The sequence below is a fragment of the Microbacterium sp. GXF7504 genome (genome assembly GCF_054798235.1).
Genome location: NZ_JBSJZI010000006.1, coordinates 95,805 through 117,909, shown reverse-complemented (window position 1 = coordinate 117,909; position 22,105 = coordinate 95,805). Strand labels below are relative to the sequence as shown.

Annotated in this window: 21 protein-coding genes and 1 tRNA gene; 7 read left to right on the top strand and 15 right to left on the bottom strand. The window is 72.8% G+C overall.

Translation table 11 applies throughout. The features are described 5' to 3' along the window. Positions 1 to 151: 151 nt before the first annotated feature. From ACWAUO_RS14395 to pgi, 3 genes are read left to right on the top strand one after another with little or no spacing between them, the layout of a single operon-like run. A complete protein-coding gene (locus tag ACWAUO_RS14395; protein WP_460776399.1) occupies positions 152 to 886 on the top strand; it encodes a response regulator transcription factor in 735 nt (244 codons plus the stop codon). Then, positions 883 to 2,346, top strand: coding sequence for a sensor histidine kinase (locus tag ACWAUO_RS14390; protein ID WP_460776398.1), 1,464 nt, complete (start codon positions 883 to 885; stop codon positions 2,344 to 2,346). The genes ACWAUO_RS14395 and ACWAUO_RS14390 overlap by 4 nt, the downstream gene beginning before the upstream one ends. Continuing rightward, positions 2,343 to 4,022, top strand: coding sequence for a glucose-6-phosphate isomerase (pgi, locus tag ACWAUO_RS14385; protein ID WP_460776396.1), 1,680 nt, complete (start codon positions 2,343 to 2,345; stop codon positions 4,020 to 4,022). The genes ACWAUO_RS14390 and pgi overlap by 4 nt, the downstream gene beginning before the upstream one ends. Before the next feature lie 96 nt (positions 4,023 to 4,118). Here pgi and ACWAUO_RS14380 read toward each other — a convergent pair whose 3' ends face one another. The 6 genes from ACWAUO_RS14380 to ACWAUO_RS14355 all read right to left on the bottom strand — a co-directional run bounded on the left by ACWAUO_RS14380 (position 4,119) and on the right by ACWAUO_RS14355 (position 9,721). Then, positions 4,119 to 5,687 carry an FAD-dependent oxidoreductase gene (locus tag ACWAUO_RS14380; protein ID WP_460776395.1) on the bottom strand — a complete coding sequence of 523 codons (1,569 nt, stop codon included), beginning with the start codon at positions 5,685 to 5,687 and terminating at the stop codon, positions 4,119 to 4,121. Continuing rightward, positions 5,684 to 6,544: an FAD:protein FMN transferase gene (locus ACWAUO_RS14375; RefSeq protein ID WP_460776393.1), complete on the bottom strand. Its 861-nt coding sequence runs from the start codon at positions 6,542 to 6,544 to the stop codon at positions 5,684 to 5,686. The genes ACWAUO_RS14380 and ACWAUO_RS14375 overlap by 4 nt, the downstream gene beginning before the upstream one ends. Beyond that, complete coding sequence (locus ACWAUO_RS14370; protein ID WP_460776391.1) at positions 6,541 to 7,017, bottom strand: hypothetical protein; 477 nt, start codon at positions 7,015 to 7,017, stop codon at positions 6,541 to 6,543. The genes ACWAUO_RS14375 and ACWAUO_RS14370 overlap by 4 nt, the downstream gene beginning before the upstream one ends. A 152-nt stretch (positions 7,018 to 7,169) precedes the next feature. Continuing rightward, positions 7,170 to 8,204, bottom strand: a complete 1,035-nt coding sequence (locus ACWAUO_RS14365) for a ribose-phosphate diphosphokinase (protein WP_460776390.1) — start codon at positions 8,202 to 8,204, stop codon at positions 7,170 to 7,172. Then, entirely contained in the window at positions 8,179 to 9,648 is a 1,470-nt protein-coding gene (gene glmU, locus ACWAUO_RS14360; RefSeq protein ID WP_460776388.1) for a bifunctional UDP-N-acetylglucosamine diphosphorylase/glucosamine-1-phosphate N-acetyltransferase GlmU, read from the bottom strand. The genes ACWAUO_RS14365 and glmU overlap by 26 nt, the downstream gene beginning before the upstream one ends. A gap of 1 nt (position 9,649) precedes the next feature. Further along, positions 9,650 to 9,721 (bottom strand) — tRNA-Gln (locus ACWAUO_RS14355). Between the two features lie 68 nt (positions 9,722 to 9,789). Between ACWAUO_RS14355 and ACWAUO_RS14350 the strand changes: the two genes are divergently transcribed. Genes ACWAUO_RS14350 through ACWAUO_RS14340 form a run of 3 tightly spaced genes read left to right on the top strand, consistent with a single transcriptional unit; the run spans position 9,790 to position 12,641 of the window. Further along, positions 9,790 to 10,287: a MarR family winged helix-turn-helix transcriptional regulator gene (locus ACWAUO_RS14350; RefSeq protein ID WP_460776387.1), complete on the top strand. Its 498-nt coding sequence runs from the start codon at positions 9,790 to 9,792 to the stop codon at positions 10,285 to 10,287. Further along, entirely contained in the window at positions 10,284 to 10,808 is a 525-nt protein-coding gene (locus ACWAUO_RS14345; RefSeq protein ID WP_460776386.1) for a hypothetical protein, read from the top strand. The genes ACWAUO_RS14350 and ACWAUO_RS14345 overlap by 4 nt, the downstream gene beginning before the upstream one ends. A 36-nt stretch (positions 10,809 to 10,844) precedes the next feature. Continuing rightward, positions 10,845 to 12,641, top strand: a complete 1,797-nt coding sequence (locus ACWAUO_RS14340) for an ABC-F family ATP-binding cassette domain-containing protein (protein ID WP_460776384.1) — start codon at positions 10,845 to 10,847, stop codon at positions 12,639 to 12,641. Positions 12,642 to 12,661: 20 nt separating this feature from the next. Here ACWAUO_RS14340 and ACWAUO_RS14335 read toward each other — a convergent pair whose 3' ends face one another. The 8 genes from ACWAUO_RS14335 to ACWAUO_RS14300 form a co-directional block, all read right to left on the bottom strand. After that, positions 12,662 to 13,570 (bottom strand): ABC transporter substrate-binding protein, encoded by a 909-nt coding sequence (locus tag ACWAUO_RS14335; RefSeq protein ID WP_460776383.1) that lies wholly within the window; start codon positions 13,568 to 13,570, stop codon positions 12,662 to 12,664. A 28-nt stretch (positions 13,571 to 13,598) separates the two neighbouring features. Then, positions 13,599 to 14,318, bottom strand: coding sequence for an ABC transporter permease (locus ACWAUO_RS14330; RefSeq protein ID WP_460776381.1), 720 nt, complete (start codon positions 14,316 to 14,318; stop codon positions 13,599 to 13,601). After that, a complete protein-coding gene (locus tag ACWAUO_RS14325; RefSeq protein WP_460776379.1) occupies positions 14,315 to 14,995 on the bottom strand; it encodes an ABC transporter permease in 681 nt (226 codons plus the stop codon). Before ACWAUO_RS14325 ends, ACWAUO_RS14330 begins: the two co-directional genes overlap by 4 nt. 1 nt (position 14,996) lies before the next feature. After that, complete coding sequence (locus tag ACWAUO_RS14320) at positions 14,997 to 15,815, bottom strand: ABC transporter ATP-binding protein (protein ID WP_460776377.1); 819 nt, start codon at positions 15,813 to 15,815, stop codon at positions 14,997 to 14,999. 19 nt (positions 15,816 to 15,834) lie between these two features. Then, entirely contained in the window at positions 15,835 to 16,137 is a 303-nt protein-coding gene (locus ACWAUO_RS14315; protein WP_460776376.1) for a DUF427 domain-containing protein, read from the bottom strand. Positions 16,138 to 16,211: 74 nt separating this feature from the next. Next, a complete protein-coding gene (locus ACWAUO_RS14310; RefSeq protein WP_460776374.1) occupies positions 16,212 to 17,525 on the bottom strand; it encodes a GNAT family N-acetyltransferase in 1,314 nt (437 codons plus the stop codon). An 11-nt stretch (positions 17,526 to 17,536) separates the two neighbouring features. After that, complete coding sequence (locus tag ACWAUO_RS14305; protein WP_460776373.1) at positions 17,537 to 18,469, bottom strand: 4-(cytidine 5'-diphospho)-2-C-methyl-D-erythritol kinase; 933 nt, start codon at positions 18,467 to 18,469, stop codon at positions 17,537 to 17,539. Next, positions 18,466 to 19,452: an aldo/keto reductase gene (locus ACWAUO_RS14300; RefSeq protein ID WP_460776514.1), complete on the bottom strand. Its 987-nt coding sequence runs from the start codon at positions 19,450 to 19,452 to the stop codon at positions 18,466 to 18,468. The genes ACWAUO_RS14305 and ACWAUO_RS14300 overlap by 4 nt, the downstream gene beginning before the upstream one ends. A 183-nt stretch (positions 19,453 to 19,635) precedes the next feature. Here ACWAUO_RS14300 and ACWAUO_RS14295 point away from each other — a divergent pair, with 183 nt between their 5' ends. After that, positions 19,636 to 21,225: a stealth conserved region 3 domain-containing protein gene (locus ACWAUO_RS14295; protein ID WP_460776371.1), complete on the top strand. Its 1,590-nt coding sequence runs from the start codon at positions 19,636 to 19,638 to the stop codon at positions 21,223 to 21,225. Here the strand turns inward: ACWAUO_RS14295 and ACWAUO_RS14290 are convergent. Then, positions 21,170 to 22,099 (bottom strand): phosphodiesterase, encoded by a 930-nt coding sequence (locus tag ACWAUO_RS14290; RefSeq protein WP_460776370.1) that lies wholly within the window; start codon positions 22,097 to 22,099, stop codon positions 21,170 to 21,172. The two genes, ACWAUO_RS14295 and ACWAUO_RS14290, sit on opposite strands and share 56 nt — an antisense overlap. Positions 22,100 to 22,105: the final 6 nt, after the last annotated feature.

Here is a 22,105-nt window from a genome sequence, read left to right as displayed (position 1 = left end):
CTTCCGGCCGACTCTCCGGCCGCACGCCGACGCTACGAGAGCGGTTTCAGGGAATCATCGGGAACGGTTAAGAACCACCTATGCATCGATTCACAGCGCACGCATATGCTCTGCCATAGGAAGCTCATAGCGATCGCCGCAGAATCGAGGCATGACGTCCATGGCCGCATCCCCTGCACTCCACCGCGCGGACGGCACCCCGCCGCGCGTGCTCGTCGTCGACGACGAGCAGATGCTGACCGACCTGCTCTCGATGGCGCTGCGCATGGAGGGCTGGACGGTGAAGACCGCGGCCTCCGGGTTCGAGGCGCTGAACACCGCGCGCGAGTTCGAGCCCGACGCCATGGTGCTGGACATCATGATGCCGGACCTCGACGGGATGGCGGTGCTGCAGCGGCTGCGGCAGTCCGGCAACACCGTGCCGGTGCTCTTCCTCACCGCGAAGGATGCGGTCGCCGACCGCGTCGCGGGGCTCACCGCAGGCGGCGACGACTACGTCACGAAGCCCTTCAGCCTCGAGGAGGTCGTCGCGCGTCTGCGAGGGCTGATGCGACGGGCCGGTACGGCGCACGCCCAGGACTCGGAGCCGATCCTGCGGGTGGGCGACCTCACCCTCAACGAGGACAGCCACGAGGTCGAGCGAGCCGGCACCGGGATCGAGCTCACCGCCACCGAGTTCGAGCTGCTGCGCTTCCTCATGCGGAACCAGCGCCGCGTGGTCTCGAAGGCGCAGATCCTCGATCGCGTGTGGAACTACGACTTCGGCGGCCGCTCATCGGTCGTGGAGCTGTACATCTCCTACCTGCGGAAGAAGATCGACCACGGCCGCGACCCGCTCATCCACACCGTGCGCGGCGTCGGCTACATGATCAAAGCCGCCCAGTGACCCTGCCTGCGCGCCGCCGCGGCGCCCGCCTGAACCTGCAGACCCGCCTCATGACGGCGGTCATCGGCATGGTCGCCGTCATCCTCGGCGCCGTGGGCCTGGCCACCGGCACGATCCTGGCGTCGATCATGCAGCAGAACCTCAACGTGCAGGTGCTGCAGTACGCGCCCGCCGTGGGCCGCGCCGGCTTCTCCGCGACGGCCGCCGACATCCTCTCCGCCGGCAGGCAGGAGCACGGCTACCTGCTCGTCCTCCGCGGCGCCGCGGGGGTCAGCGGCGCGGTGGTCGAGGACGACGACACGGTCCGTACGCTCGAGACCACGCAGGTGCAGCACATGCTGCAGCAGATCGTGCTCGACGAGTTCTCCACCGTGGACGTGCCCGGCGTCGGCACGTACCGCGTCTACTTCTCCGGCGATCCGTCCGGCGCGTTCGCCGTCTACGGGCTGCCGACGAGCGAGGTCGCCTCGACCCTCACGCAGATCCTCACCACCGTCGCGCTCGTCACGGTCGGGGGCCTGCTGATCCTGGGGGTGCTCCTCGCGATCATCATCCGGCGCTCGCTCGCACCGCTCCGGGAGGTCGCGGAGACGGCCGAGCGCGTCGCCGCACAGCCACTGTCCGAGGGCGCGGTCACCATCACCGAGCGGGTGCCCGCCGCGCAGGCGGACGACGAGACCGAGATCGGCCGGGTGGGGTCGTCGCTGAACACCCTCCTCGACCACGTCGGCGCAGCCCTCGACGCCCGCCAGCGCAACGAGGAACGGATGCGGCGGTTCGTCGCCGACGCGAGTCACGAGTTGCGCACGCCCCTCGCCAGCATCCGCGGCTACTCCGAGCTGTCGCTGCGCGACCCCGCGCTCGGCGAGCACACCGAGTCCGCCCTGCAGCGCATCCAGGCGCAGTCGCTGCGCATGACCGCGCTCGTGGAGGACCTGCTGCTGCTCGCCCGCCTCGAGGAGGGTCGTGAACTCGTCTACGGCACGGTCGACCTCAGCCGCCTCGCGATCGAGGCGACCGGCGACGCCCAGGTCGCCGGCGCCGACCACCGCTGGGTGCTCGACGTGGAGCCGGAACCGGTCGTCATCGCCGGTGACGAGCACCGCATCCAGCAGGTCGTGGTGAACCTCCTGGCCAACGCCCGCACCCACACCCCCGCGGGCACCACGGTGACCGTGTCGGTGCGGCGCGAGGGCCGTGACGCGGTGCTGCGCGTGCAGGACGACGGGCCCGGCATCGACCCCGAGGTCGCCGGCGAACTGTTCGAGCGGTTCGCCCGCGGCGACCGGTCCCGCGCCCGGAACACCGGCGGCACGGGGCTCGGCCTGTCGATCGCCCGCGCGATCGTGGAGGCGCACGCGGGAAGCATCGCCGTCACCTCCGCACCCGGCGCCACCGAGTTCACGGTGCGACTCCCGGCCCGACCCCAGGACCCGGCGCCCGCTACCGTGGAACCGTGAGCACCCCCATCGACGCAACCACCACCACCGCCTGGGCCGACCTCGAGGCGCACCGCGCCGGGTTCGCCCCCGACCTCCGCGGCTGGTTCGCCGCCGACGAGGCGCGGGCCGAGCGGCTGAGCCTCCCTGTGGCCGACCTGCACGTCGACCTGTCGAAGAACCTCGTCACCGACGACATCCTGGCCGCGCTCGTGCGCCTGGCCGAGGAGACCGGCGTGGCCGAGCGCTTCGCACAGATGCTCGACGGCGTCCATATCAACACGACCGAGGACCGCGCCGTCCTCCACACCGCGCTCCGCCGCCCCGCAGACGTCTCCCCCGCGCTCGTCGTGGACGGCCAGGACGTGGACCACGACGTGCACGAGGTGCTCGACCGGATGTCGGCGTTCGCCGACCGGGTGCGCTCCGGCGACTGGCTGGGCGTGACCGGCAAGCGGGTCACCCACGTGGTGAACATCGGCATCGGCGGCTCCGACCTCGGCCCGGTCATGGTCTCCGAGGCGCTGAAGCCCTACGCCGACGCCGGCATCCAGGCGCGGTTCGTCTCGAACATCGACCCGACCGACATCGCGCAGAAGACCGCCGACCTCGACCCCGAGACGACGCTGTTCATCGTCGCGTCGAAGACCTTCACGACCCTCGAGACCCTCACCAACGCCCGGCTCGCCCGGGACTGGCTGTGGCAGGGGCTCGCCGCATCCGGGGCCATCGCCGATCACGACGAGGCGCGCACGGATGCGGTGGCCCACCACTTCGTCGCCGTCTCCACCGCGCTGGACAAGGTCGCGGCGTTCGGCATCGACCCGGAGAACGCGTTCGGGTTCTGGGACTGGGTCGGCGGCCGCTACTCGGTGGACTCGGCGATCGGCCTGTCGCTCGCGATCGAGCTCGGTCCCGACGTGTTCCGGGAGCTGCTCGCCGGGTTCCACGCGGTCGACGTGCACGTGGCAACGACCCCGCTCGAGCGCAACGTCCCGGTGCTCATGGGCCTGCTGAACGTCTGGTACACGAACTTCCTGGGCGCGCAGTCGCACGCCGTGCTCCCCTATGCGCAGCAGCTGCACCGCTTCCCGGCGTACCTGCAGCAGCTCACGATGGAGTCCAACGGCAAGTCGGTGCGCTGGGACGGCTCGCCCGTCACGACCGACACCGGCGAGGTGTTCTGGGGTGAGCCGGGTACAAACGGCCAGCACGCGTTCTACCAGCTCATCCACCAGGGCACCCGCCTCATCCCGGCGGACTTCATCGCCTTCGCGAACCCGGCGTACCCGCTCGCGGACGACGGCCGCGACGTGCACGGGCTGTTCCTGGCGAACTTCCTCGCGCAGACGAAGGCGCTCGCGTTCGGCAAGACCGCCGAGGAGGTCGAGGCCGAGGGCACCACCGGCGCGCTCGTCGCGGCCCGCACGTTCTCGGGCAACCGGCCGACGACGTCGATCTTCGCGCCCGCGCTGACCCCGTCGGTGCTCGGCCAGCTCATCGCGCTGTACGAGCACATCACGTTCACGCAGGGCACGGTCTGGGGCATCAACAGCTTCGACCAGTGGGGAGTCGAGCTCGGCAAGCAGCTCGCCCTGCAGATCGCCCCCGCGATCGAGGGCGACGAGGAGGCCCTGGCCGCCCAGGACCCCTCGACCCGCGCGCTGCTGTCGTACTACCGCGCGCACCGCGTCTGACCTCCTGAACCGCGAGACTGCATCTGACCGCCGAGACTGCGGGGTTACCCCGCTGTCTCGGCGACAGGATGCAGTCTCGCGGTCCGTTCGGGCGGGTCAGTAGCCGGCGAACGCGTCGGTCGTCAGGCCGCGGGCGCGCGACAGCGCGGGGGCGAGGTCCGCGATCAGCCCGGGCGGGCCGGAGATGTAGGCGTGACGCTCGCGGAGGTCCGGGACGGCGGCGGCCAGCGCGTCGGCGTCGAGTCGCACGCCGCCGGTCCACGTCCAGCCCGGCGGCAGCTCCCCCGGGTCGGTGCGGGAGAACACCACCACGGGGACCCCGGATGCGGCGAGGTCGCCGCGGAACGGCAGCCCGACACCCTCGGGCACCACGTACACGAGCACCACGTCGCGCCGCTCCCCCGTCGCGGCGAGGTGCCGCAGCTGCGACACGAACGGCGTCACGCCGATGCCCGCGGCCACCATGAGCACGGGACGGCCCGGGTCACGGGGCAGCACGAAGTCGCCCCACACACCGGTCACCGACAGCACGTCGCCCGGCGCCGCCTCGGCGAGCGCGCGCTTGTAGCTCGACGGGGTCTCGCCGCGGTCGCGGTACGCGACCCGGACGGTGGGCAGGTCCTCGGGCGCCGACAGGATGCTGAACTCGCGGCGGGTGCCGCGGATGTCGGGGCGGCGGTGCGGCACCTCGAGCTCGAGGTACTGGCCCGCCTCGAACCGCAGCATCCGCTCGGCGCGGAACGTGAGCTCCCGCACGGTCGGCGCCGACTCCTCACTGCGCTCCAGCCGCAGCCGCACGGCCGAGCGCAGGCAGAACGCGAAGGCCACGAGGTTGCCGATGAGCAGCGCCCGCTCCTGCCCGAGGCTCATGAGGCCGAGCTGGATCGGCCAGCCGGCGAGGACGCCCACCACCGCCGCCACCAGGAACTGCTGCCATCGCCGCGGCGGCAGGGTGAGCGGCTCGGACAGCATGAAGACGGCGAGGAACAGGTAGGGCGACGCGAAGAGCGTCTGCGCGAGCACCTCGCCGAAGGGCAGGTCGACGCCCAGCTGCCCGTACTGCACCTGCACCCGCGCGACCGCGACCACCACCGCCACGACCAGGAACAGCCCCGCGACGGGCAGCCGCTCGCTGCGCCACAGCACACCGATGCCGAGGAGCAGCACCGGAGCGAACAGCGCGGGCGACCCGACCCACCACGCCGAACCGCCCAGGTTCCACTCCAGCGGTGCGAGCGCCGCGACGAGCGTCAGCACGGTCGCCCCGACCGCCGCCGGGTTGAAGACGTGGCGGCCGCGCCAGGCGAGGAGGTACTTGGAGACGGATGCGGCCGCGGCGGCGATCGCGATCCCGGCGAGCCCGACGGGCTCCGCCGACGGGCGCAGCACGAACAGCAGGATGCCCGCCGTGATGAGGGAGGATTCGACCCGCCACGGCAGACCCAGCATCCGCTGGGCGAGCGCGTCGACCGCGCCGCCGACGACGACGAGCACCACGGCGGTGCCGAGGAGCGCGCCCGGGGTGGGCAGCACGAGGCCGAACACCGACAGGAGGAGCGCGACCGCGGCCAGCACCGAGAGGGCGACGAGCACCATCCGGTACATCGAGATGCGACCGAGGAACACCAGTCCGCGGTTCAGGGCGGTCGTGAGCGCGGCGATCATAGGAACAACCCCTCCCTGCCGGCCGGCGACCACTGCATGCGGCCGTCGGTCGTCATCCTCGCCCACTCGGCGCCCCAGCGGTACGCGAGTTCCGGGCCGCCGTCGAAGAAGAGCGCGGTCGCGACGGCATCCGCGTGCATGGCGTCTTCGGCGCGCACCCAGGTGGCGGCGATCGTCCGCACCGGTTCGCCGGTGCGGGCGTCGAGCACGTGGTGCAGCCCGTCGCCCCACACCCGACGGTTGACCGCCGATGCGCAGAGGGCGCCGTCGGTCACCTCCCAGACACCGACGACGCGGCGCGGGTCGTACGGATGCTCGAGGCCGACGCGCACCGGGCCGCCACGGACGGCGAGGTCGCCGCTCGCGTCGACCACCACCGACCCGGGCCCGAGGTCCGGCAGCAGCGCGAGCACGAGGTCGACCAGCCTGCCCTTGCCCGCCGCGCCGACGTCGACGACGGCGGGGGCGCGCAGGGTGATGGTCCCCGCATCCGCGGCCAGCAGCGTCCGCCAGTCGGCCGGCGCAGGCACCGCTCCGCGGTCGAGGCCCGACCCGGGGGCGTCGTAGCCGCGGCGTGCGATCGCGTCGCCGACGAGCGGGTTGACGGCGCCGCCGGTGGCGTCGGAGAGCGCCGCGTAGACCTCGAGGAGCGCCGAAGCGTCGGGGGGTGCGGGCGCGGTGCCGCCGGCCGCGGCCAGACGCGACACGGTCGAGTCCGGCCGGAACCTGGACCAGTCCCGGTCGAAGGCGTCGATGCACGCCGAGACCCGCGCCCGCACGTCGTCGCCGAGCGGCACCGGGGTCTCGATCTCCCAGCGGGTGCCGATCGCCTCGAACGCCCAGCGGGCGGCGGTCATGCCGCGGCTTCGGCCTTGATCTCCTGCAGCGCCTTCATGAAGCCGCCGCTGGTGAGTGAGGAGCCGGCGACCCGGCTCACGGACACCTCGTCGATGTCCTTGCCGACGACCTCGTCCGCGATCCCGCCGATGAAGAACCCCTGGTACTGCTGGGACTCGCGGGCCTTCGGGTCGCCCACCACCTCGACGTCGGTCACGACGTCGCCGGCGAGCGTGATCGTGACGGTCACGGTCTCGACCGTCTCCGGCGTCTGGTAGCTGCCCTCGGCGGTGTACACGCCGTCGACGTAGTCGCCCGCGGCGGCGCCCGAGTCGCCCTCGGCCGGCGAGGAGGTGGCGGCGGTCCCGGATGCGGGGGCGTCGTCGGCCGGTTCGGCTTCGGCGGGTGCGCAGGCGGCGAGCGCGAGGACGCCCAGGGCGCCCGCGGCCGCGGCGGCGGTGCGGACGGGACGTGGTGCGACGTTCCGGAGCATGACGGTCCTCTCGGTGTGCGTGTCCGCGGTCGCGGCGGTCGGCCACTGCATGCAGCGGCATGGACCATGCTCCCGGACGGGACTGGGAGGGGGCTATGAGACGACGACGGCGGGCCCGCCGGCAGGCGGACCCGCCGTGCGGGCGATGCGGGTCAGGCCGCGCCGTCGAACATGCTGGTGACCGAGCCGTCCTCGAAGACCTCGCGGATCGCGCGTGCGAGCAGCGGCGCGATCGGCAGCACGGTCAGGCTCGGGAACTGCTTCTCGGCCGGCAGCGGGATGGTGTCGGTGACCACGACCTCGTCGATCGCCGCATCCTGCAGCCGTTCGACGGCCGGGTCGCTGAACACGGCGTGGGTGGCGGCGACGATGACGCGCTCGGCACCGTTCGCCTTCAGCGCCTGCGCGGCCTTCACGATCGTGCCGCCGGTGTCGATCATGTCGTCGACGAGGAGGCACACGCGGCCCTCGACGTGGCCGACGATCTCGTTGACCGTCACCTGGTTCGCGACGTTCGGGTCGCGGCGCTTGTGGATGATCGCCAGCGGTGCATCGAGGCTGTCCGACCACTGGTCGGCGACGCGCACGCGGCCGGTGTCGGGCGAGACGATCGTGAGCTTCGCGCGGTCCTCGGGCGAGAGCGTCTCCTCGAAGTGGCGCAGCAGCACGGGCTTGGCGAACAGGTGGTCGACCGGTCCGTCGAAGAAGCCCTGCACCTGTGCGGCGTGGAGGTCGACGCTCATGACGCGGTCCGCGCCGGCGGTGCGCAGCAGGTCGGCGACCAGGCGGGCGCTGATCGGCTCGCGGCCGCGGCCCTTCTTGTCCTGGCGCGAGTAGGGGTAGTAGGGGGCGACGACGGTGATGCGCTTGGCGGACGCGCGCTTGGCGGCGTCGAGCATGATGAGCAGCTCCATCAGCCACTCGTTGACCGGCGGGCCGAACGACTGGACGAGGAACACGTCGCAGCCGCGGATCGAGACCTCGAACCGGGTGAGGATCTCCCCCGACGCGAAGGTGCGGTACTCGGTCGGCACGAGCTGCGTGCCGAGCGCCGTGGCGACCTCCTCCGCGAGACCGAGGTGCGAACGGCCCGCCGCGACCACGAGTCGCTTCTTGGTCTTCGCTACCAGCCCGGGTGCGATCCCGCGTGCGCGATCGAGGTCAACTTTCTTGTCTTTGCGTGCCATCGCCCGATTCCTGTGCGGTCCGGGCCCGCTGCGCCGCTGCAGCGGCGCCGGTCCCCGGCCTGTTCTTCTCGACCCACCCCTCGACGTTGCGCTGAGGGGCGACGGTCAGAGCCAGTGCGCCGGCCGGGACGTCCTTGCGGACGACCGCACCGGCGCCGGTCTTCGCGCCATCTCCGATCCTAACCGGCGCGACGAAGACGTTGTGCGATCCGGTGTGCACCTCGTCGCCGATCACGGTGCGGTGCTTGGTCAGGTCGTCGTAGTTCGCGGTGATCGCGCCGGCGCCGAGGTTCACGTTCCGGCCGATGTCGGTGTCGCCGATGTACGACAGGTGGGGCACCTTGCTGCCCTCGCCGATCTGCGAGTTCTTCACCTCGACGTAGGTGCCGATCTTGCCGTCGGCGCCGAGCACCGCGCCGGGACGGAGGTACGCGAACGGACCGACCGTGGCACGCGCGCCGATCACGGCGAGGGTGCCGTCGGTGCGCCGGATGACGGCGTCCTCCCCCACCTCGCAGTCGCTGAGGGTCGTGTCGGGGCCGATGGTCGCGCCGGCGCCGACGACGGTGGCGCGCAGCAGCTGCGTGTTCGGGAGGATCGTGACGTCCTCGGCGAGGGTGACGGTCGCGTCGATCCACGTGGTGGCCGGGTCCTGCACGGTGACCCCGGCACGCTGCCAGCGGCGCACGATGCGCTCGTTCAGCAGCCGTGCGGCCTCGGCGAGCTGCACCCGGTCGTTGACGCCGAGCGCGGCGGTCGCGTCGGGCGCGGGGGACGCGGCGACCCGCTCCCCCGCCCGGCGGGCGAGGGCGACGACGTCGGTGAGGTACATCTCCCGCTGGGCGTTGTCGCGCGTGACGTTCCCCAGGTGCCCGGCCAGCGCGCTCGCACGGAAGACGTAGACGCCCGCGTTGATCTCGGCGACCTGCAGCTCGTGGTCGGTGGCGTCCTTGTGCTCGACGATCCGCTCGACGTCGCCGGACGCGTCGCGCAGCACCCGGCCGTACCCGGTGGGGTCGGCGAGGTGGGCGCTGAGCACCGTGACGGATGCGGCGCGGCCCCGGTGCGCGTCGACGAGCGCGGCCAGGGTGTCCCGCTCGATGAGCGGCACGTCGCCGCTGAGCACGAGCACGTCGCCGTCGAAGCCCTCGAGCGCGTCGAGCGCCTGCTGGACGGCGCGACCGGTGCCGGGGATGTCGTCCTGGTCGACGACGACGGCGTCGGGGGCCAGCGAGGCGACGGCGCCGGCGACGGCCTCGCGCTCGTGGCGCACCACGACGACGACGCGTGCGGGGGCGAGGTCGCGGGCGGTGGCGAGCACATGGCCCAGCAGGGGCGCACCGGCGATCGGGTGCAGCACCTTCGGGGTGCGCGAACGCATCCGGGTGCCCTGCCCGGCGGCGAGGACGACGACGGCGAGGGCGGGATCGAACTGTTCGGACATGCTCCGCCGCCAGGACTCGAACCTAGACCTCACAGCTCCAAAGGCTGTCGTGCTGCCATTACACCACGGCGGACCGCGCCATCCGGCGCCGCTCCAGTCTGCCATCCCGGCGCGGCCGGCGCCGCCCGCGATAATGGTGGCATGGCGCAGGAGACGGACGAGGTCGACCGGATCGTCGGGGCGTGGCGCACGCAGCGCCCGGACCTCGAGTTCTCCCCGATGGAGGTGCTCTCGCGGGTCGACCGCCTCTCCCGCCACCTCGACCGCGCCCGCCGCGAGGCGTTCCAGCGCAGCGACCTGGAGCCGTGGGAATGGGACGTGCTGTCGGCGCTGCGGCGGGCGGGCGAACCGTTCCAGCTGAGTCCGAAGCAGCTGCTGCAGCAGACGCTCGTCTCCAGCGGCACCATGACCAACCGCATCGACCGGCTCGTGGGCCGTCGCCTGGTGCGACGCGAGGACGACCCCGACGACGGGCGCAGCGTGCTGGTGACCCTCACGGAGGAGGGCCGCATCCGGGTCGACGCCGCGATCACCCGCCTCGTGGACGCCGAGGCGGTGCTGCTGCAGCGGCTCCCCCGCGGCGACCGGGAGCGGCTCGCCTCGCTCCTGCGCAAGCTCTCGCTGGGATTCGACGCATGAACGCCGGGGGCGTCCGGCCGCTGCCCGCCCCGGGCCGGCGGGAGAGGTTCCAGGCGTGGTTCGACACCCGGTTCCGCACCCCGGCCACGATCTACGGCCTGCTCGTGTACGCGTCGCTGCTGCTCGTGATGAGCGACCACGACGAGGACGTCCTGAACTGCGTCGTCGAGGCGGTCAGCATCCTCATCGTCTTCTTCATCGCGCACCTGTTCGCGCACACGGTCGCCGACCACGGCGAGCACCCGCTGTCGACGGCGATCCGCAACGCGTTCGCGCACTCCTCGGGCATGCTGTACGCCGCGATCCCCGCCACGGCCGCGATGTTCATCGCGGGCCTCAGCGGCGACGACGCGGACGACGCCAGCGGCTGGGCGTTCATCGTGGCGATCATCACCCTGGGCGTCCTCGGCTGGCTCGCCTACTCGCGCAGCGGCGCGCCGGTCTGGGCCCGTGTCGCCGGTGCGGTGTCCACGGCGCTCCTCGGCGGGTTCGTCGCACTCCTCGAATACGCGTCGCACTGATCCGGCACGCAGGCCGCGCCCCGTAGCCTGGAGGGGATGGCACATCTGCTCGGGGCCGACTCGCTCCACCTGGAATTCCCCACCCGCGTCGTCTTCGACGCCGTCTCCCTCGGCGTGAACGAGGGCGACCGCATCGGCATCGTCGGGCGCAACGGCGACGGCAAGTCGAGCCTGCTGGCGATGCTGGCCGGACGCCTCCGGCCGGATGCGGGCAAGGTCACCGTCCGTGGCGGGGTGCGCGTGGGCGTGCTCGACCAGGCCGACACGCTCGCCGACGACGACACGGTCGGCCGGGCGATCGTCGGCGACGTGCCCGAGCACGAGTGGGCGGGCGACCCGCGGGTGCGCGACGTGCTCGCCGGCCTCGTGACCGACCTCGCGTGGGACGCGCCGCTGTCCTCGCTCTCGGGCGGTCAGCGCCGCCGCGTCGCGCTCGCGCGCCTCCTCATCGGCGACTGGGACGTGCTGGCCCTCGACGAGCCCACGAACCACCTCGACGTCGAGGCCATCGCCTGGCTCGCAGCACACCTGCAGCAGCGCTGGGCGAAGGATGCAGGGGGCCTGCTGGTCGTCACCCACGACCGGTGGTTCCTCGACGAGGTCTGCACCGCCACCTGGGAGGTGCACGACCGCATCGTCGAGCCGTTCGAGGGCGGGTACGCGGCGTACATCCTGCAGCGCGTCGAGCGCGACCGCCAGGCCGCCGCGATCGAGGCGCGCCGGCAGAACCTCGCCCGCAAGGAGCTCGCCTGGCTGCGTCGTGGCGCGCCCGCGCGCACGTCGAAGCCGCGGTTCCGCATCGACGCCGCGAACGCGCTCATCGCCGACGTGCCGGAGATACGCGACCCCGTGCAGCTGCAGTCGCTCGCGGTCGCCCGGCTCGGCAAGGACGTCGTCGACCTGCTCGACGCGGCCGTCTCCTACGACGGCCGGCAGGTGCTGCATCCGATCGAGTGGCGCCTCGCGCCCGGCGAGCGCACCGGCATCCTCGGGGTGAACGGCGCCGGCAAGTCCACCCTGCTCGGACTCATCGCCGGGACCGTCCAGCCCACGACCGGCCGGGTGAAGCGCGGCAAGACCGTGAAGGTGGCGATCCTCAGCCAGCGCATGGACGAGCTCGACCGGCACATGGACGAGCCGGTGCGGGTGGTCGTCTCGGGTCTGCGGACCAGCTACACGCTCGGCACCGGGTCGAAGGCGCAGGAGCTCACCCCGGGGCAGCTCCTGGAGCGGCTCGGCTTCGCGAGCGCGCAACTGTCCACGCCGGTGAAGGACCTCTCCGGCGGTCAGCAGCGTCGGCTGCAGCTGCTGCTCATCCTGCTCGACCAGCCGAACGTGCTCATCCTCGACGAGCCCACGAACGACCTCGACACCGACATGCTCGCGGCGCTCGAGGACCTCCTCGACTCGTGGGCCGGCACGCTCATCGTCGTCTCGCACGACCGGTACTTCATGGAGCGCGTCACCGACCAGCAGTATGCGATCCTCGACGGCCGGCTCCGGCACCTCCCCGGCGGCGTGGACGAGTACCTGCGGCTGCGCCGCGACGGCGTCGGGCGCACCGACGCACGGCCGGCGGCCGCCGCATCCGCCGACGAGGCGTCCACGCTCTCCGGCGCGGACCGTCGGGCTGCGCAGAAGGAGATCGCCGCGATCGACCGCCGACTGGCGAAGCTCGGCGGCGAGATCGCGGCGGTGGATGCGGACCTCGCCGGTGCGCACGACGACTATCCGCGGCTGATGGAGCTGCAGCGCACGCGCGATGCGCTCAGCGACGAGGTCGCGACGCTCGAGGAGCGCTGGCTGGAGCTGCAGGAGGCCCTCGACGGCTGAGCGCCGAGGGCCTCCGCGGGTCAGCCGATGAGGCCGTTCTCGGTCAGCCAGCGCGTCGCGATCTCGGGTGTCGAGTCCTGATCGACCGTGCTCTGCACGTTCATCGCGACGAGGCCCTCCGGGGTCAGCGCCGCGCTGACGGCGTCGATCACGGAAGCGATGTCGTCGGCGATGTCGGTGCTCACCAGCGGCACCACGTTGGATGCGAGGAACAGCGCCTTCGGGTCCTCCAGCACGACCAGGTCGTCGGTCTGGATGCGGGGGTCCGCCGTGAACACGTTGGCGACGTTCACGGTGCCGGCGAGGAGGTCCTCCACGGTCGTGTCGCCGGTGGGGCTGAAGCCGACCTCGATGCCGTAGACCTCCTGCAGGCCGTCCGGTCCGTAGGGGCGTTCGGCCAGCTCCGGCGGCCCGCCGAGGGTCAGCGGCACGCCGACGCCGGCGAGGTCCTCGATGGAGGTGAGGCCATACTCCTGGGCGAACGCGGCGGTGACCGTGTAGGAGTCCTGGTCGGTCGCGGTCGACTGGTCGAGGACCGTGAGGCCCTCAGGCAGCGCCTCGGTGAGGGCGTCGTACACGTCCTCCGGCGAGCGCGCCTCGGTCTCCGGGTCGAAGTACTGCAGGAGGTTGCCGGAGTACTCGGGGAACAGCGTGATCGCGCCCGCCTCGAGCTCCGGGAGGTAGGCGTCGCGCTGGCCGATGCCGAACTTGCGCTCGACCGTGAAGCCGGCGTCCTCGAGCGCCTGCGCGTAGATCTCGGCGATGATCTCGTTCGAGTAGTACGACTGCGAGCCGATGACGATCGTGCCGTCGTCGACGCGCTCGGTGGGCTCGGCGAGCGGGTCTGCGCCGGCGCAGCCGGAGAGCGCCAGGGCGCCGCCGAGGATCGCGGCCACGGCGAACGTGGCGCGGGTGCGGTGGATGGACATGGGATTCCTCTCTGGGGGACGGACGTGTTCAGGCGGTGCGGGTGAGGGTCCTGCGGCGGGTGACGCCGCGGTCGTCGCGGGCGGCGCGCAGGCCCCGCGGGACCGTGGCGCGCTGGACGAGGGCGAGCAGGCCGTCCAGGGCGAGGGCGAGGACGGCGACCAGCAGGGCGCCGCCGAGCACCTCGTCGTAGCGGCGGAGGCTGAGGCCCGCGATGATCGGCTGCCCGAGTCCGCCGAGCCCGACGTAGGCGGCGATCGTGACCGTGGCGACCACCTGCAGCGCGGCTGCGCGAAGGCCCGCGACCAGCAGCGGCAGCCCCAACGGCACCTCGACGCGCCAGAGCACCTGACGCCCGGTCATGCCCATCGCCCGGGCGGCGTCGATCACCTGCCGGTCGATCGCCTCGAAGCCGGTGTAGGCCCCCGCCAGCAGGGACGGAAGGGCGAGCAGGACGAACGTGATGAGCGCGGCCTCGGGCTTGTGGAGCACGCCGAGCAGGAGCACGAGCAGCACGAGCAGGCCGAACGACGGCACGGCGCGGGCGAGGCCGGCCGCTGCGGTCGCCACGTCGCGGCCGCGGCCGGTGTGGCCGATGGCCCAGCCGGCCGGCACGGCGATCACCGCGGCGACCAGGACCGCGGCCGCCGTGTAGGCCAGGTGCTGCCCGAGCAGGACCGCGAGGGAGCCGCTCCCCTGCCACTGTTCGGGGTCGAGGATCCAGGCCAGCGCCGCGGCGAAGAGGTTCACGGGGTCGCCTCCGCGGTGCGCCGGGCCCCGGCGCGCGCCGGCCGGGCGAGCCTGGTCCAGGGCATCAGGAGGCGCCCGGCCATGACGAGCAGGAGGTCGACGAGGAGCGCGACGATCACGACGGCGAGGACGCCGGTGAGCACCTCCGGCACGATGCGACGCTGCAGCCCGTTGGTGAAGAGGTAGCCGAGGTTGGTGATCCCCACGAGCACCCCGACCGTGGCGAGCGAGATCGTGCTGACGGCGGTCACGCGCAGCCCGGCGAGGACGACGGAGCCGGCGAGCGGGAACTCGACGGTCCAGAACCTCCGCATCGGTCCGTACCCGACGGCGGTGGCCGACTGCCGCGCGTCCGGCGGCACGGCGTCGAGCCCGTCGGCGACGGCGCGCACCATGATCGCCACGGCGTAGACCGTCAGGGCGACGACGAGGTTCGCCTCACTCGTGACCCGGTAGCCGAGCACCCCGGGCAGGATCGTGAGGAGCGCGAGCGAGGGGATGGTGTATAGGAGCCCCGTGACGGTGATGACGGTGCCGCGCAGCAGCCGGTACCGCCAGGCGAGCCACCCGAGCGGGACGGCGATCACGAACCCGAGGACGATCGCGATCACGCTCTGGCGCAGATGCACCAGGAGCAGGCCCGCGATGAGCGGGAGGTTCGCGAGCACCCAGGTCATCTCAGCCGTCCGCCGCCAGCGCGCCCAGTGCCCGCCCGTCGCCGTCGACGACGACGTCGCCCGCATCCGTCCGGCGGATGCGGAGCGTGCGTCGTCCCCGGTCGGCGCCGATGAAGGCCGCGACGAAGTCGTCCGCCGGGGCGGCCAGGATCTCCGCCGGGGTCCCGAGCTGCACCGGTCGGGCGCCCTTCGCGAGGATCACCACGTGGTCCCCGAGCAGGAACGCCTCGTCGATGTCGTGTGTGACGAACACGACCGTCTTGCGCAGCTCCCGCTGCAACCGGAGCACCTCGCGCTGGAGCTCCGCCCGCACGATCGGGTCGACCGCGCCGAACGGCTCGTCCATGAGCAGGATGTCGGGGTCGGCGGCGAGCGCGCGTGCCACGCCGACGCGCTGCTGCTGCCCGCCGCTCAGCTGCGCCGGGTACCGGTCGGCGAGCGCGGGGTCGAGCCCGACCACGTCGAGGAGCTCCTGCGCCCGGGACCGGGCGTCGCGCCGCGCGACACCGTTCAGGCGCGGGACGGTCGCGATGTTGTCCGCCACCGTGAGGTGCGGGAGGAGACCGCCGTTCTGCATGACGTAGCCGATGCGGCGGCGGAGGGCGACCGCGGAACCGGCGGCGACGTCCTCGCCGTCGATCTCGATGCGGCCGCCGGACGGTTCGACCATCCGGTTGACCATGCGCAGCAGGGTCGTCTTGCCGCACCCCGACGACCCGACCAGCACGGTGGTGCGGTGCGAGGGGACGACGAGACTGAGGTCCTCGACCGCGACGGTGCCGTCGGGGAAGCGTTTCGAGACGTGCGTGAACTCGATCATCGCGGCATCCCTGCCCGGGTCAGTCGCCGACCTCGACTTCCTTCCAGAAGGCGACGTACCCGGAGAAGTCGGTGCCGACGCGCTCGATCGCGGTCGGGTACGGCTCCGGATAGCTCCACGCACGGTCGGGCAGCTCGCGGCCGTCCGCCGTGACGGTGTAGTACTGGCACGCGCCCTTCCATGGGCACGTGTAGGGGGTGGGGCTCTCGCTCAGCACCCCGGGCGTGACACTCGCGGGCGGGAAGTACCAGTTGCCCTCGATGCGGACGAGGTCGCTCTCGGGCGCCTCGGCGAGGACCGTGTCCCCGAGTCGTGCTCTCATGGCCCCGACGATACCGCCGCGCGGCGACACCGGGGCGGGTGTTGCGTGATCCGTCCCGCTGACGGTAGGGCGGCTCAGTACCAGTAGCTGAGCCGTGCCGGCGGATCCCACCGGAACACGTCGTCGAGCATGCCGGGATCGCTCGCGCGGAGGCGGCCCGCCGCCGCGAGCACGCGCGCGGACACCTGGCCGAGCAGCAGCGCGGAGAGCTCGGTGATGCCGGTCGCGACCGTGACCGTGCCGGTCGCGCGGGTGCCCGCCGGGGCGACGACGGCGAATCCGTCGTCGTCCACGGTCAGCACGAACCGGCCCCCGGCGATCCCGAGCGGGTCGTCGAGCTCCAGCAGCATGCGGCAGGCGCGGCGGTAGCGGCGCGCCTGGAGCGCGGCGGGCACGTCGAGGATGCGCACGTAGTGGTGGTCCCGGATCGTCACGGTGGCCGCACGCCGGTCCGTCAGCATCCACAGCACCGGTTCGTCGATCGACTGCTCGGACGCATGGAGGGTGCCGATGAGGTCCATCTCGACGAAGAACCGCCAGAGCGCCGCGTACGCGTCGTCGCCGGCGGCGATGAGGCTGTGCACGTCGACGCGCGACTTCGTGTAATCGGCGTCGTTCTCGGTGACGGTGTACATCGCGACGCCGGCGACCGTGCCGTCCGGCGCGGTGTACTGCACCGCGCGCAACCGTTCCGGGCGGTCCGCGTCGGGGCGCAGGCCCGCGGCACGGTCCCAGTGGCCGCCCGGCATCTCGAGCTCACCGGGTCGACCGCGCCGGACGCGCTCGAACACGTCGGGGGCGGTCTCGCGCCAGCGTTCACGGGTGACGAAGTCGACCCGCCCCGCGGGCACGGGCCCCGCCCACGCCGTGCGCTTGACGTCGATCTCGATCGTGGCGACGGATGCGGCGGCGCCGAAGCCGTACCTGCCGTACAGCGGCGCCTCGGTCACGGTGAGGGAGGCGACGGGGACCCCCACGGATGCGGCGACCCGCAGCTCCCCCTCCAGCAGCGCCCGGGCGATCCCCCGCCGACGGTGCGTGGGGGCGACGGTGACCGAGCTGATCGCGCACGAGGGCAGTTCGCCGCCGGGGACCGTCAGCGCGCCGACCCACGACGACAGGGTGCCGACCGGCTGGTCGGGCACGGGTGCGGCGGGGTCGAGCACGCCGGTGAGGCGGCGTGCGGACCACGCGTCACGGGCGGCGTCGCGCTGGAGGGCGCTCGGCGCGGGGTCGAGGAAGCCGCGCCGGACGGCCTCGTTCCAACCGGCGAACGCGTCGCCGTCGTTCGGGACGACCCGCAGCTCGAGTCCGCCCGACGCGAGGCGCTGCGCCGACCCCGGATCGACCGGGGCCGATCGCTGGCGTTCGATCAGGGTGTCGTCCATGTGCCGCCTCCTCAGTCGATGACGCGCGCCCCCGGGACGGGCCCGTGGACGTGCAGCGCCGTGTGGCCGGCGGCGCTGAGCACCACCTGCAGCTCGATCGCCGTCTCCGGGTCGGCGGCGAGGAACGCGAGCGTGGGTCCGGAGCCGGAGACGATCCCGGCGAGCGCCCCGGCGCGCTCCCCGTCCGCGAGCACGTCGGCGAGGTCGGGGCGCAGCGCGAGGGTCGCCGACTGCAGGTCGTTGCGGACGCACGCCGCCAGCATCCCGGCGTCGCCCGCACGCAGCGCGTGGAGCACGTCGGGGTCCACGCCGGGGCGGCGCGGGGCCGGTTCGATGTCGGGTCGGCGCTCGCTGCGCAGCGTGTCGAGTGCGGCGTAGACCTCGGGCGTCGACAGGCCCCGGTCGCTTGTGACCATGACCCAGTCGAACCGACCGCGCGCCAACGCCGGGCTGAGTTCGTCGCCGCGGCCCATCCCGATCGCCGTGCCGCCCATGAGCGCGAACGGCACGTCCGCACCGAGCCGGGCGCCGAGCGCCTGCAGGTCGTGCGACCCGAGCCCGGTGCCCCAGAGCGCGTCGCAGGCGACGAGCGCGGCGGCGGCGTCGGCCGAGCCCCCGCCCATGCCGCCGGCGACCGGGACTCCCTTGCGGACGTCGAGGTGCACCCCGCCGCGGTACCCGGTCTCCCGGGCGAGGAGCCTCGCGGCGCGCACGGCGAGGTTGCGGTCGTCCACGGGCACGCCGCCGACGTCGACGGTGCCGGTCACCGCGATGGTCATGTCGTCGGCGGGCGTGGCCCAGACGTCCTCGACGGCGGAGACCGCCTGGTAGGCGGATGCGACGTCGTGGTAGCCGTCGTCCTGCACCTGCCCGACCTCGAAGAAGACGTTGATCTTCCCGGGTGCACGCACGTGCACGCGGCGGTTCTCGGCGGGAGTGCTCACAGTCTCGACGACACCGCCCACAGGTCGACGTCGATGCCGGTCGCGATCGCGTCGATCCGCGCCAGCTCGTCCGCCTCGAACGCGGGACCGTCGAGGGCGGCGAGGTTCTCGTCGAGCTGCTCCGTGCTGGACGCACCGACCAGCGCGGACGCCACCACCGGGTCGCGGAGCACCCACTGGATCGCCATCTGCGCGAGCGTCTGCCCGCGCTCCTTCGCGATCGTGTTGAGGCTCCGCAGCGCCGCGATGGTCCCGTGCGAAAGGGGCTTGTCGGGCAGGGAGGACCGCTGCTGCGAGCGCTGGCCGCGCCCGTCGCCGAGGTAGCGGCCGGTGAGCAGGCCCTGCGCGAGCGGGGTGAACGCGATCGCGCCCATCTCCTCCTGGCGGAGCGCGGCGGTCAGGCCGTCCTCGACCCAGCGGTTGAGGATCGAGTACGCCGGCTGGTGGATGATGAGCGGCGTGCCCAGGCTCCGGGCCACGGCGGCGGCCATGACCGTCCGCTCCGGACTGTACGAGGAGATGCCGACGTACAGCGCCTTCCCCTGCCGCACGAGCGTGTCGAGCGCCCCGATGGTCTCCTCGATCGGGGTCACCGGGTCGACCCGGTGCGAATAGAACACGTCGACGTAGTCGAGCCCCATCCGCTGCAGCGACTGCTCGGCGCTCGCGATGAGGTACTTGCGCGAACCGAAGTCGCCGTACGGCCCCGGCCACATGTCCCACCCGGCCTTGGACGAGATGACGAGCTCGTCCCGGTACGGCTTGAAGTCCTCGCGCAGCATCCGGCCGAAGTTCGTCTCGGCCGACCCGTACGGCGGACCGTAGTTGTTCGCCAGGTCGAAGTGGGTGATGCCGCGGTCGAAGGCGTGGCGCAGCACCGCGCGCTGCCGGTCGAACGGCACGTTGTCGCCGAAGTTCCACCACAGCCCGAGGGAGAGCTCGGGCAGGTACAGCCCGGAGGCACCCACCCGCCGGTACCGCATCCCCGCGTTCCGCGCCGGGGCTGCCACGTAGGGACGGTGGACGTCGGGGATGTCCGGGCGGAAGCGCTGGTCACTCACGTCAGCAGCCTATCCGCGCGCGGTGGCGTCCCGGCACCCGGCGGTAACCGGCTTGACACACACGCGTCGTACGCTGATCCTTCCGAATCGAGAGAAAGGGGATGCATGGCGACACTGTCGGCGATTCCGGGACACCCGCACCCGTGGACCTCGCTCCTCGGACGCGAGGACGTCCTGCTCGATCAGGGCGTGCTCCACCTCCGGCACGAGGGGCTCTCGCCCGAGGACGCGCGCATCGCGGACCTGCTGCTGATCGCGACGACGCTCGAGGACGCCGGGGTCGAGGTCACGCTCATACGGCACGGCCTGCGCGAACCCGCCCTGGCCGTCGACGCCGCCGACCGGGAGCGGGCACGCGCAGCGCTCCTCGCCCTCGCCGAGCACGAACCCGTCTACGCCAAGCCCAAGGGCATGGCGGCGGTCCCCGTCCCCGACGCCGTCCACCGCGCGGCGGGGATCGGCAGCATCCGGCTCTTCCGTCCCCGCATCACCGGCCCCGGCGGCCTCCGCTACGGCGCCTCCTGCGGCATCCGGCTCGAGTTCTGGCGCTTCGGCGGCGAGACCGTCGAGGCGCCCTCCGAGAACGCGCTGACCCGCCGCGTCATCCCCGCCGCCGACCTCGAGTTCACCGAGGTCACCCGGTACGGCCGCACCTGGCGCACCCTCGCCGGCATGTTCGACCCGCATCCGTCCGAGGTCACCGACGAGATCGACATGGTCTTCTCCTGGGTCGACGGGTCCTCCAGCGCCTTCCAGCGTCAGCGGGCCGCCCAGCTCGCCGAGTACGTCGTGGGCGAGGGCGACGATGGGCCCGCCCGGTTCCGCCACGTCGACGAACTCCGCTACGCGCTGCGCAGCGTCCACATGTACGCGCCCTGGGTGCGCCGGATCTTCATCGCGACCGACTCCCCCGCGCCGCGCTGGCTCGCCGACCATCCGAAGGTCACGATCGTGCGCAGCGAGGAGTTCTTCGCCGACCCGTCGGTGCTGCCCACGCACAACTCGCACGCCGTCGAGGCGCAGCTGCACCGCATCCCGGGGCTGGCCGAGCACTTCCTCTACTCCAACGACGACATGTTCTTCGGCCGTCCGGTCGAGCCCGAGCTGTTCTTCTCCCCCGCCGGGGTCACGAAGTTCGTCGAGTGCGACGTGCGGATCGGCACCGGCCCCACCCGCACCCACCGCAGCGGCCACGACAACGGCCTGCGCGTCAACCGTGGACTGCTGCACGAGCGCTTCGGGCGGACGATCGTGCGCGACCTCGAGCACTGTGCCACGCCGCTGCGCAAGAGCGTGATGTTCGAGCTCGAGCGGGAGTTCGCCGACGACTTCGCCCGGACGGCCGCATCCCGGTTCCGTTCGGCGACCGACATCTCGGTCACGAACAGCCTGTACCACTACTACGCGCTGTTCACGGGGCGCGCGGTGCCGACGACCGCGCCGCGGACCCGGTACTACCAGACCACGATGGCGGAGTCGCTGCGGCGGACCGAGCGACTCGTCGCCCGCGGCGACATCGACATGTTCTGCCTGAACGACGGCGGTGAGACCGAGGTGCCCGAGGAGGTGCGGGTGCAGGTGGTCACGCAGCTGCTGGAGCGGATGTTCCCGGTCCGCGCCCCGTGGGAGCGGGACGCGGTCAGCGCAGTACCGGCAGCGGCCGGGTCGGCGGGTCGATCCGCCGCAGCCCGCTGACGGCCTGGTCGATGCCGGCGGCGTGCAGTCGCCGCTGCGCCTCGGCCGCGTCGATGTACTCGAGCGGCGCGGGCGGCTCGACCGCGACGACCGAGTGCACGACCGTCTCGTCGTAGACGTGCACGAGGTTGAACGAGCGCGCGCCGTCCTGCGGGCGGGTGCCGCCGACCGGCACGGTGAGGTCCTGTGCGTAACAGGTGGAGGACGCGACCGACACCGGGATGCCGGCGAACGTCGCGAACGTCGAGTAGTGCAGGTGCCCGGCGATGATCGCGCGCACGTCGCTGCCGCGCAGCACCTCGGCGAGCCGCTGCTGGTCGCGCAGCTCCACGCTCGCCGCGAGCGGCAGCACGCTCGGGACCGGCGGGTGGTGCATCGCGAGGATCGTGCCGAGCGGCGCCGGGGTGGCGAGCACGTCGGCGAGCCAGTCGAGCTGCGCCTGGCGCAGTTCGCCGTGGTGCTCACCGGGGACGGTGGAGTCGAGGGTGACCAGCCGCAGACCGTCGAGCTCGTCGACGCGGTCGAACGGCGCGACCCCGTCGGCCGTCTCGTCCGCGGCGAGCGCGGCGCGGAAGGCGGTGCGGTCGTCGTGGTTGCCCATGACCCAGAAGACGGGGGCGCCCAGGCGCGCGGCGACCGGTTCGACGAGGTCTCGCAGCGCCGCGTACGCGTCGGGCTCGCCGAGGTCGACGAGGTCGCCGGTGAAGACGATCCCGTCCGGTCGGATGCCGGAGGCCTCGATGCCGGCGAGTGCCTGCGCGAGATGCGCCCGACCGTCGACGGTGCCGAAGAGCTGCGGCCCGGGGGCGCGCAGGTGGGTGTCGGACAGGTGGAGCAGGACCCGCTCCGCTGCGGGGTACTCGGCCTTGCGCATGGGTTC